We start from the raw sequence: 10710 nt of genomic DNA, 5'->3' as shown, positions 1-10710 counted from the left end.
ATATTTGTTTAGATTTATTAATGTAATTGAGGTGATTTTATTTAATACGCAATATAGCGCCGCTTGATATTAGTTCTATTTTTTTTTGCGTAAGATAGATGAGGAAAAACTGAGACACATAGTGGTTTGCAAGGCTCTAATACTTTGATGTTGAGGATGTGATGGGGCATGTACGGGGCATAGTACAATGATGTCCATGCAGGTGTAGATAATCTCCAGGCTTATCCAGTGCGCTGTAAAACCCCGTCCTTCAGGGCGGGGATATAAGGCTCGGTTTTTCACCTAACCAGGTGTTTGCTGTTGTTCAATGTATTGGCGGATGACGGATATTGGCGCACCTCCGCAGCTACTGGCAAAATAGCCGGGACTCCACAGAACGCCTTTGTAGTAATACCGGACTGCAATATCTGGTCGATCTCGTCGCAGTAATCTACCCGATACGCCTTTGTGGCTGTTTACCAGACTGGATATCGCCAGTTTGGGAGGATAGTTAATTAACAAATGGACGTGATCTGGTTCGCCATCCATTTCAACCAGTTCAGCTTCAAAATCAGCACATACATTTGAAAAGTAAGTGCGTAGTTTTTCTGTCGCGTCATGGTCAAAAATCTGACGTCGGTATCTGGTGACAAAGACCCGGTGAACATGCATCAGAAAAACACAGTGCCTTCCACGCCGGATATCGGTTTCTTTTTTCACAGACCAAAGTATCATTTGGCCTGTGAAACGACTACAAGCATTTAAATTCCAGTTAAGACCAGGTGGTCAACAGGAGCGTGAAATGAGGCGCTTCGCAGGCGCATGTCGTTTCGTTTTCAATCGTGCTCTGGCACGTCAGAATGAGAATCATGAGGCCGGTAATAAATACATCCCTTACGGGAAAATGGCTTCCTGGCTGGTTGAGTGGAAAAATGCCACTGAAACGCAATGGCTTAAAGATTCGCCCTCACAGCCATTGCAACAGTCACTGAAAGACCTTGAGCGGGCTTACAAAAACTTCTTCCAGAAGCGGGCTGCTTTTCCCCGATTCAAAAAGCGGGGACAGAATGATGCATTCCGCTATCCGCAGGGCGTTAAGCTCGATCAGGAAAACAGCCGTATTTTTCTGCCGAAACTGGGCTGGATGCGCTACCGGAATAGCCGTCAGGTCACGGGTGTTGTGAAAAATGTCACGGTCAGCCAGTCCTGCGGTAAGTGGTACATCAGTATTCAGACAGAAAGTGAAGTATCCACTCCGGTTCATCCTTCAGCATCAATGGTCGGGCTGGATGCTGGCGTGGCTAAACTCGCCACGCTGTCAGATGGCACAGTCTTTGAGCCTGTAAACAGTTTTCAGAAAAACCAGAAGACGCTGGCGAGACTTCAGCGACAGTTAAGCCGCAAGGTCAAATTCAGCAACAACTGGCAGAAGCAGAAACGCAAAATACAGCGACTGCATTCCCGTATCGCAAATATCCGCAGGGACTACCTTCACAAAGTCACAACGACCGTCAGCAAAAACCACGCAATGATAGTCATTGAGGATTTGAAGGTCAGCAACATGTCAAAGTCAGCAGCGGGTACGGTCAGCCAGCCGGGGCGCAATGTCCGGGCAAAATCAGGTTTAAACCGTTCGATACTGGATCAGGGCTGGTATGAAATGCGCCGCCAGCTTGAGCACAAGCAGCTCTGGAGTGGCGGTCAGGTGCTTGCTGTTCCGCCAGCGTACACAAGCCAGCGTTGCGCGTGCTGTGGTCATACAGCGAAAGAAAACCGCCTGTCACAAAGTAAATTCAGATGCCAGGTATGTGGATATACAGCGAACGCCGATGTAAATGGCGCTCGTAACATTTTAGCGGCGGGGCACGCCGTTCTTGCCTGTGGAGAGATGGTGCAGTCAGGCCGCCCGTTGAAGCAGGAACCCACCGAAATGATTCAGGCGACAGCCTGAACGTAGCAGGGATCCACGTCCTTCAGGGCGTGGAGGATGTCAACAAACAGGTTGAATTAACTTCGCGCCCTGGTTTTTGACATTACCCACCGCGCGCGACACAGGGTGCCAGGTGAACTGGTTTGCTGGAACACAGCCACTGGCAGAAATTTCAGAGGCTTCTTTACCGCTAATCTCTTGCCGCATCCATTCCCGCGCAGCTTCTGGCGACAGTACCAGCGGGCGGCGGTCATGAATATCCACCAGACCCTGGTCTGCCGCCGCAGTGACAATCAAAAAACCTTCGGCCTCGTCACCGCGCTCAAACGGTGTGCTACCTATCGCGGCTATAAAAACAGGTTGTCCATCAGCGCGATAGATAAAATAAGGCTGTTTTTTGTCGCCTTCTTTTTTCCACTCAAACCAGCCATCGGCAAAACAGATTGCCCGACCATGTTGCCAGAGCGGTTTAAACATACGACTGGTTGCCGCAGTTTCTACGCGGGCGTTAATCAGCGGCGATTTATCCCACCATCCGGGAGAATATCCCCAGACAACGGGATCGAGATGAAGGTGTTCATCACGTTCACTGAGCAGAAGAACTTTGGTTCCCGGTGCGACGTTGTATCTGCCAATGGGTTCGGGATCGTAGGGAATATCGCGTTCTATATCTTCCGCGAGAAGTGCAAGGTAATCTTCACGCGTTTGGGATTGGGCAAAGCGTCCACACATAGCAACCTCCTGAGATCACCCTGAAAAGAATAGGAGAGGAGGCGGGTAAAATCTATATGATACAGAGACAACGATGTTCCCGCTGTGGGACACAGCGGGAAGGAGGGATTACTTCTGAATTAAATAACGAATGGTCGGCCCGTCTTGCTGAATATCCAGCACCGTATAGCCGTGATTACGCGCATCCAGTGGAATATTATTGATCGACTGCGGACAGTCGCTCACCACTTCCAGGATCTCACCTTTTTTTAATTGCGGCATCGCCTCAAGGGTTGCGACTGCCGGATAAGGGCAGGGTTCACCCACCATATCAAGGCGGTAATCAGGAACGATATTTTTCATGCGATCTCCTTAGCAGTCTGCGGTGCCGCGCGGCGGAAGAAGCGTTTTTCCCAGCCGATAATCAACATCAGCGCAGCAAACAGCAGCAAATATGTCACCAGCAGGCCACCCATCGGGCCAAAGGTTTTCAGTAGGTTGATTTTGTCCCAGTCGGTGGCCAGCGCCGGAGCGAAATCATCCCAGTAATACGCCAGAATCGTTGAGCCGATCACGTTGCCCAGACCGACCCACCAGTAGTGCACCTGGCCTTCTACCGCGCGGTACATCCAGCCGGTTTCGCAGCCGCCTGCCAGCACGATGCCAAATCCAAACAGCAAACCACCAATTACCGCGTTTGGTCCTGCCCACATGATTTTGGGTTCAACGCCTAACTGTACGTAACTGAAGATCCCGATGGCACTTACCGCCATACCGATAATGATTGCTTTCGCCATGTGGGTACGTCCGGTGATCCACATATCGCGGAATGCCGAAGTAAAGCAGATTTGCGCACGTTCAATCAGTAAACCAAAGCCGACGCCAAACAGCATTGCCAGCCCCAGTTTTGGTTGGTTCATCGCCGTCAGCAGCGCCCAGCCCAGCATGCCGAAAAAGACCAGCATCCCGAGACGAAAACGACGCCGCGCCTGATCCGGTTTTTGCGTCAGCGGTGAGGCGGCAGAAACTTTCTGCATTTTCACGGGAATACGGAAGATGGGCAGCAGGGTAAAGCGCGCGCCAAACCATGAACCAATGGCAGTGGCGATGGCAAAGAACCAGGCATGCAGCGAGAACTGAGGAATGCCGGTAAAGAACGCCGCCAGGTTACAGCCCATTGCCAGACGCGCGCCAAAACCGGCGATAATGCCGCCAATGATGGCCTGCATAATGCGGATACGGCTGCGCGGCATGCGTAGTTTGACATTGTTGGCCCACAGCGCTGCAGCAAAGCAGCCGCCAAACATACCGAGGATCATCATGCCGTCGATGCGGGTTAATGGCGATCCTTCCAGATGGATAATTTTAAAATAACCCCACTCTTCAGCATGGACGCCGAACAGCTGCAGGAGCTGACCGCCCCAACGGGTAAATTCACCCGTGACAGCCCAAAAGGTGCCAGTGATGCCAAAGTAGTAAGTGGAGAGAATACCCGCCGCGATGACCGCAGGGATGGGTGCCCAGAATTTAATCAACCAGGCGTGTTTGAATTGCTGCCATGACATGTATGTAGCCTCTGAACTCAGAAGGTTTGAAACAAGAGTCGCGAATCATACATCAAGCAAATTTATTTTCGGGGTAATAATTCACAAAAATAATAGTTAGATCAAATTTCTCTCTGAACCTGGAAAGGGTGGCGACATCAAGGCTTTAATGCCACAATCCTCTTTTCTTCTCATGCAGGACGAATGATGAAAAAACTCGCAATTGCAGGCGCGCTCATGTTGCTTGCGGGCTGTGCCGAAGTCGAAAACTATAACAATGTCGTTAAAACCCCCGCGCCGGACTGGCTGGCGGGCTACTGGCAGACCAAAGGGCCGCAAAGTGCGCTGGTCAGTCCGGAAGCGATAGGCAGCCTGATTGTCACTAAAGAGGGCGATACCCTCGATTGCCGTCAGTGGCAGCGGGTGATTGCCGTGCCGGGTAAGTTGACATTGATGTCTGATGATCTCACTAACGTTACCGTAAAACGTGAGCTGTACGAGGTTGAGCGTGACGGTAACACCATTGAGTACGATGGTATGACGATGGAGCGTGTGGATCGCCCGACGGCAGAGTGTGCCGCCGCGCTGGATAAAGCGCCGTTACCGACGCCACTGCCGTAATGAAATCTCCCCGGCTTGCCGCCGGGGATGAATTTAAATCACCTCTTCGATAACCCACACGCTAACGCTGCCGCCGTTGCAAAAGAAGGTCGCTTCGCCGTTTTCGTCGGTTACTACACTTTCTTGCCGGTTCCCCAGAAAATCACGCCAGGTTTTATTGCCGTAATTCTCTCCTAAATGAATGGTTTTTTCGCCATCATCTCCGTTCGACATGACCACCACGCAGCCGGGATATTCGTCGGTGCCACTGCGGCTAAAGGCAATGCAGTTCGGATGGTCGAAAAATAACGTCTGTACACCGTGGGCGAAACGCTGACGGGCGAGAATTAACTCATCAAGCTGTTCGATTATTGGCATATCTATCGGATAGGTTTGCCCGTCACCGCCGACATCTTCGTAATGCGCGCCATAGAGGTCAGGATAGAACACCGAAGGAACGCCATTTTCCCGCAACAAAATTAGAGCATACGCCAGCGGTTTAAACCACGGTTCGACCGGCGCTTCGAGGGCTTGCAACGGTTGGGTGTCGTGGTTGGCAACGAGGGTTACGGCGTGAAAAGGATCGGCTTCCACCAGCGTCCCAGTGAAAATCTGCGTCATGTCGTAGTCGCGTCCCATGCGCGATGCTTCATGGAATTTCATCTGCAGCGGCGCATCGAACAGCATGGTTTTGCCTTCCACCTGATCAATATACGTTTGCAGCTTATCAACTTCATGCGACCAGTACTCCGCCACAATAAACAGCGGCTTTGGCGCAACTTCTTGTACGTGTTCGATCCACTCTTTATAAAACCACGCCGGAATATGTTTGACCGCATCAAGACGAAAACCGTCGCATTGCGTTTGTTCCATCACCCAGCGCGCCCAGTATTTAATCTCTTCCGTCACGGCATGATTGCGGAAATCGATATTCTCACCCATCAGATAATCGAAATTACCGAGTTCATCATCAACCTGATCGTTCCAGCCTTCGCCGGTGTAGTCGTTAACAATTTTAAAAATGCCATCTTCATCAGGATTTTCGATATGGTCGATACCGCTAAAACATTTGAAATCCCAGATAAACTGCGAGTATTGCCCGGCACGGGCGGGGAAGGTGTAACGCGTCCAGCCTTCGCATTCAATGATTTCTTCATCAATTTGCGTACGGTCGTCAGCATTAACGCGCTGCACGCGAATAGCTTCTTTTTCATCCGCGCCCATTTTGTGATTGACTACCACGTCCAGCAGCACCGCAATGTCATTACGTTTCAGAGCGTCAATGGCGGCCAGCAGTTGTGCTTTATCGCCATATTTAGTAGGGATGCTGCCTTTCTGATCAAACTCGCCTAAATCAAATAAATCATAGGAGTCGTAGCCGACCGAATACCCGCCCGATGCGCCTTTATAGGCGGGCGGCAACCAGACCATATTGATACCAATATCATTAAAACCGTCGGCGCGCTCGGCCAGTTCAGGCCAGAGCTTACCGCCTTCCGGGTAATACCAGTGAAAACATTGTAACAGCGTGGGATTACGCATTCTTCGACTCCATTCAAGGGGAACATTAGAAGCGTAGCCGTAATCGGATTATTCGCGAGCCATCGGCTCGTTAAGATTCAAAAGAGGTTATCCTGCGGAGCCAGCACAAAGCCGCCCTGATCGCCATAGGCACTTAACACCGATTTTTGCACCGATGACTGACCGACCAGTTTCGCCAGTTCATCCATCCGAATCTGCAATAACTGCTTTACCCTGCTTTCGTTGTCGAGAATCAGGCGCAGCATCGGGCGGAGTTGCTCCTGCATCGTGGTGGACGGATCAATCTCTTCAGTCAGATGTGCAATCTCCTGCACCGCATTCACATACGCCATTTCGCTGGCGATGAGTTCGTCCCATTGTTCTTCCGTTGCCAGGCGTAACATGAGCTGGCTTTTTTCGACGAGTTGTTGCCAGGCGAAATACAAATGCGGTGCATGGTTCATCAGACTGGGTCCTGAATCAAAGAAGGGGAGAGTAACGACTCTTTCCAGGCATCGGCAATATTACGCATTAATGCTTCCACTTCTTCGACTGCGGAGACATCGTTGCGTAAATTGGCTTGCAGCAAGCGCCTGACCATATAGCTATAAAGAGCAATCAAGTTTTGGGTTAGTTCGTCTTTGCTCTCTTCATCAAGACTCACCCGCAGCCCGTTCTCAATGATGTTGATCGCTTTTGACAAAGAGACGCCTTTGCCTTGCTGATTGTTGTCCTGCATAAACAGGCGCGCTCTAACCAGTGCGCTCAGCACTCCATCAAATAGCATGGTGACCAGCTGTTGCTGGCTGGCGCTCATTACGGCGCTTTCGACGCCAATTTGTGCATAGGCCTGGGTGCCTTTTGCCGCGTACATGACCTGTCTCCCGATGAATATTGATTACTTGGAATTACTGTTGTTTTCGAACTGCTGCGTTAAGTAGCTGCTGGTGCTGTTTAACGAGGTCATTAAAACGTCCAGTTGGGTAAATTGTTCTTTGTAGCGAGCGACCTGCGCATCAATGCGATCGCTGGCGGCGTTGTAGTCTTTAGTTAACTTATTCAGGGTCTTACTAACGCCATCGGTAGCGGCTTTAATAATGCCCGTTGTCGAAAGCCAACTGGTCAGGTTGCTGCCGATGGTGGTCGTGATGCCGGTTTTTTTACCATCGCCAACAATCAATGCACCTACGCCGCTGGCATCTTTTTTCAATGCAGCGGTGAGTTTGTCGGCATCCAGTTCCAGTTTGCCATCGCTGGGATCGGTCGTGATACCAATCTGCGCCAACGTTTTATAGTTGGAAGAACTAACGGTATTACTCAGCATCGATTTCAACTGCGTCTGAATCGTCCGCAACGTGGAGTCGCCGAGCAGTGCGCCATTGCCAGAACTCTGGCTATCAGCTCCCGCATCTACGGCGGTGTATTTGGTCAGGCTGCTGAAGGTATCTATTAGCGAGTTATAGGCATTCACCCAGTCTTTAATCGCCGTTTGCGCTTTGGAGGTGTCCTGAGTGATGGTTAGCGTCTGGTTGCCCGTGGTGACATCGTTCAGGTTCAGGGTGATGTTTTCCAGCGCGTCGCTGATAGTGTTGCTGCTGTTCTCGATGGCGACGTTGTTGACCGTCAGCTGCGCATTCTGGGCGGCGACCGAGACCTCCATACCGTTGCTGCTGGCACTGGCGTCATAGCCCATAAAACTTTGTAGCGCATCATCACCGCTGACCGAGAGTGTCATCGCATTATCAAGGCCGGTGTCATTTGATGTGACTGACAGACGATATTCACCGTTACCCACGTTAATGATGCTTGCGCTTACGCCTGCTTTTGCGTTGTTGATAGCATCACGGATCCCGCTTAACGACGAGTTAGCTGCGCTGATATCAATGGTAATCGGATCTTTGTCGCCGCCTTGTTGAATGGTGAGTTTACTGTCGCTGGTGGCGATCGCCGTTTTCGTATCGTCTCTGGTGGTGCGCGTGGTCAGGGTTTGCGCCTGCGCCAGATGGGTGACGCTGATGGTGTATTTCCCGGCGATGGCGTTACCCGCGGTGGTGGCACTGAACGCGGTGGTGCTGCTGGTGGTGCTGGTGGCGGAAAAAAGATCGGCTTTAGACAATGCAGTATTGGCGGTCTGGAAAGTCGTCAACGCGCTTTTCAGCGTACCGTAGGCGCTAAGTTTAGCGGTAAACGACGATTGCTGATTTGAAATAGGGGTTAGCGTCGCTTTTTGCGCGGCGGTGAGGCTATCGAGGATTGAACTTAAATCCAGACCTGACCCGACTCCCAGCGATGAAATACTTGCCATGCGATTTCCTTTTATCTTTCGACACGTAAAACGAATACCGGGGTTATCGGCCTGAATTGCGCAAAGTTTACGTTTAATTGTTTTTTTTAATAGCGGGAATAAGGGGCAGAGAAAAGAGTATTTCGGCGACTAACAAAAAATGGCTGTTTGTGAAAAAAATTCTAAAGGTTGTTTTACGACAGACGATAACAGGGTTGACGGCGATTGAGCCGACGGGTGGAAACCCAATACGTAATCAACGACTTGCAATATAGGATAACGAATCATGGCACAAGTCATTAATACCAACAGCCTCTCGCTGATCACTCAAAATAATATCAACAAGAACCAGTCTGCGCTGTCGAGTTCTATCGAGCGTCTGTCTTCTGGCTTGCGTATTAACAGCGCGAAGGATGACGCCGCAGGTCAGGCGATTGCTAACCGTTTTACTTCTAATATTAAAGGCCTGACTCAGGCTGCACGTAACGCCAACGACGGTATTTCTGTTGCACAGACCACCGAAGGCGCGCTGTCCGAAATCAACAACAACTTACAGCGTATTCGTGAACTGACGGTTCAGGCTTCTACCGGGACTAACTCTGATTCGGATCTGGACTCCATTCAGGACGAAATCAAATCCCGTCTGGACGAAATTGACCGCGTATCTGGCCAGACCCAGTTCAACGGCGTGAACGTACTGGCGAAAGACGGTTCAATGAAAATTCAGGTTGGTGCGAATGACGGCGAAACCATCACGATCGACCTGAAAAAAATCGATTCTGATACTCTGGGTCTGAATGGCTTTAACGTAAATGGTAAAGGTACTATTACCAACAAAGCTGCAACGGTAAGTGATTTAACTTCTGCTGGCGCGAAGTTAAACACCACGACAGGTCTTTATGATCTGAAAACCGAAAATACCTTGTTAACTACCGATGCTGCATTCGATAAATTAGGGAATGGCGATAAAGTCACAGTTGGCGGCGTAGATTATACTTACAACGCTAAATCTGGTGATTTTACTACCACTAAATCTACTGCTGGTACGGGTGTAGACGCCGCGGCGCAGGCTGCTGATTCAGCTACAAAACGTGATGCGTTAGCTGCCACCCTTCATGCTGATGTGGGTAAATCTGTTAATGGTTCTTACACCACAAAAGATGGTACTGTTTCTTTCGAAACGGATTCAGCAGGCAATATCACCATCGGTGGAAGCCAGGCATACGTAGACGATGCAGGCAACTTGACGACTAACAACGCTGGTAGCGCAGCTAAAGCTGATATGAAAGCGCTGCTCAAAGCAGCGAGCGAAGGTAGTGACGGTGCCTCTCTGACATTCAATGGCACAGAATATACCATCGCAAAAGCAACTCCTGCGACAACCACTCCAGTAGCTCCGTTAATCCCTGGTGGGATTACTTATCAGGCTACAGTGAGTAAAGATGTAGTATTGAGCGAAACCAAAGCGGCTGCCGCGACATCTTCAATTACCTTTAATTCCGGTGTACTGAGCAAAACTATTGGGTTTACCGCGGGTGAATCCAGTGATGCTGCGAAGTCTTATGTGGATGATAAAGGTGGTATCACTAACGTTGCCGACTATACAGTCTCTTACAGCGTTAACAAGGATAACGGCTCTGTGACTGTTGCCGGGTATGCTTCAGCGACTGATACCAATAAAGATTATGCTCCAGCAATTGGTACTGCTGTAAATGTGAACTCCGCGGGTAAAATCACTACTGAGACTACCAGTGCTGGTTCTGCAACGACCAACCCGCTTGCTGCCCTGGACGACGCAATCAGCTCCATCGACAAATTCCGTTCATCCCTGGGGGCTATCCAGAACCGTCTGGATTCCGCCGTCACCAACCTGAACAACACCACTACCAACCTGTCTGAAGCGCAGTCCCGTATTCAGGACGCCGACTATGCGACCGAAGTGTCCAACATGTCGAAAGCGCAGATCATCCAGCAGGCCGGTAACTCCGTGCTGGCAAAAGCTAACCAGGTACCGCAGCAGGTTCTGTCTCTGCTGCAGGGTTAATCGTCCTAACCTGATTAACTGAGACTGACGGCAACGCCAAATTGCCTGATGCGCTGCGCTTATCAGGCCTACAAGGTGAATTGCAATTTATTGAATT

At 50.3% G+C, this 10710-nt stretch carries 11 protein-coding genes; 3 read left to right on the top strand and 8 right to left on the bottom strand.

Translation table 11 applies throughout. From position 1 onward, the window contains the following. Positions 1-282: 282 nt before the first annotated feature. Positions 283-714 carry an IS200/IS605 family transposase gene (gene tnpA, locus HEN33_RS14650; protein ID WP_176263773.1) on the bottom strand — a complete coding sequence of 144 codons (432 nt, stop codon included), beginning with the start codon at positions 712-714 and terminating at the stop codon, positions 283-285. Between the two features lie 7 nt (positions 715-721). Here tnpA and HEN33_RS14645 point away from each other — a divergent pair, with 7 nt between their 5' ends. Further along, entirely contained in the window at positions 722-1930 is a 1209-nt protein-coding gene (locus HEN33_RS14645; RefSeq protein ID WP_176263772.1) for an RNA-guided endonuclease TnpB family protein, read from the top strand. A gap of 39 nt (positions 1931-1969) precedes the next feature. Here HEN33_RS14645 and HEN33_RS14640 read toward each other — a convergent pair whose 3' ends face one another. The 3 genes from HEN33_RS14640 to yedE form a co-directional block, all read right to left on the bottom strand. After that, positions 1970-2641: an SOS response-associated peptidase gene (locus tag HEN33_RS14640; protein WP_176263771.1), complete on the bottom strand. Its 672-nt coding sequence runs from the start codon at positions 2639-2641 to the stop codon at positions 1970-1972. Positions 2642-2749: 108 nt separating this feature from the next. Continuing rightward, positions 2750-2983 (bottom strand): sulfurtransferase-like selenium metabolism protein YedF, encoded by a 234-nt coding sequence (gene yedF / locus HEN33_RS14635; protein WP_000790504.1) that lies wholly within the window; start codon positions 2981-2983, stop codon positions 2750-2752. Beyond that, positions 2980-4185 (bottom strand): selenium metabolism membrane protein YedE/FdhT, encoded by a 1206-nt coding sequence (yedE, locus tag HEN33_RS14630; protein ID WP_000118897.1) that lies wholly within the window; start codon positions 4183-4185, stop codon positions 2980-2982. Before yedE ends, yedF begins: the two co-directional genes overlap by 4 nt. Positions 4186-4371: 186 nt before the next feature. On the opposite strand from yedE, the gene yedD reads away from it, so the two are divergent. Further along, entirely contained in the window at positions 4372-4785 is a 414-nt protein-coding gene (gene yedD / locus HEN33_RS14625) for a lipoprotein YedD (RefSeq protein WP_001353137.1), read from the top strand. 33 nt (positions 4786-4818) lie between these two features. Here yedD and amyA read toward each other — a convergent pair whose 3' ends face one another. From amyA to fliD, 4 genes are all read right to left on the bottom strand, one after another. Continuing rightward, positions 4819-6306, bottom strand: coding sequence for an alpha-amylase (gene amyA, locus HEN33_RS14620; protein ID WP_001245699.1), 1488 nt, complete (start codon positions 6304-6306; stop codon positions 4819-4821). Between the two features lie 77 nt (positions 6307-6383). Then, the gene (fliT, locus tag HEN33_RS14615; RefSeq protein WP_001015026.1) at positions 6384-6749 is read right to left on the bottom strand and encodes a flagella biosynthesis regulatory protein FliT; all 366 of its coding nucleotides are present in this window, start codon (positions 6747-6749) and stop codon (positions 6384-6386) included. Next, positions 6749-7159, bottom strand: a complete 411-nt coding sequence (fliS, locus tag HEN33_RS14610; protein ID WP_000270663.1) for a flagellar export chaperone FliS — start codon at positions 7157-7159, stop codon at positions 6749-6751. The genes fliT and fliS overlap by 1 nt, the downstream gene beginning before the upstream one ends. Before the next feature lie 24 nt (positions 7160-7183). Beyond that, complete coding sequence (gene fliD, locus HEN33_RS14605) at positions 7184-8590, bottom strand: flagellar filament capping protein FliD (RefSeq protein WP_176263770.1); 1407 nt, start codon at positions 8588-8590, stop codon at positions 7184-7186. 265 nt (positions 8591-8855) lie between these two features. On the opposite strand from fliD, the gene HEN33_RS14600 reads away from it, so the two are divergent. After that, positions 8856-10613: a FliC/FljB family flagellin gene (locus tag HEN33_RS14600; RefSeq protein ID WP_176263769.1), complete on the top strand. Its 1758-nt coding sequence runs from the start codon at positions 8856-8858 to the stop codon at positions 10611-10613. Positions 10614-10710: the final 97 nt, after the last annotated feature.

The organism is Escherichia sp. 94.0001 (assembly GCF_013369155.2).
In the GTDB taxonomy this organism is placed as follows: domain Bacteria; phylum Pseudomonadota; class Gammaproteobacteria; order Enterobacterales; family Enterobacteriaceae; genus Escherichia; species Escherichia coli_F.
The sequence above is the reverse complement of the archived record's forward strand: the minus strand, read 5'-3'. Positions and strand labels throughout refer to the sequence as shown.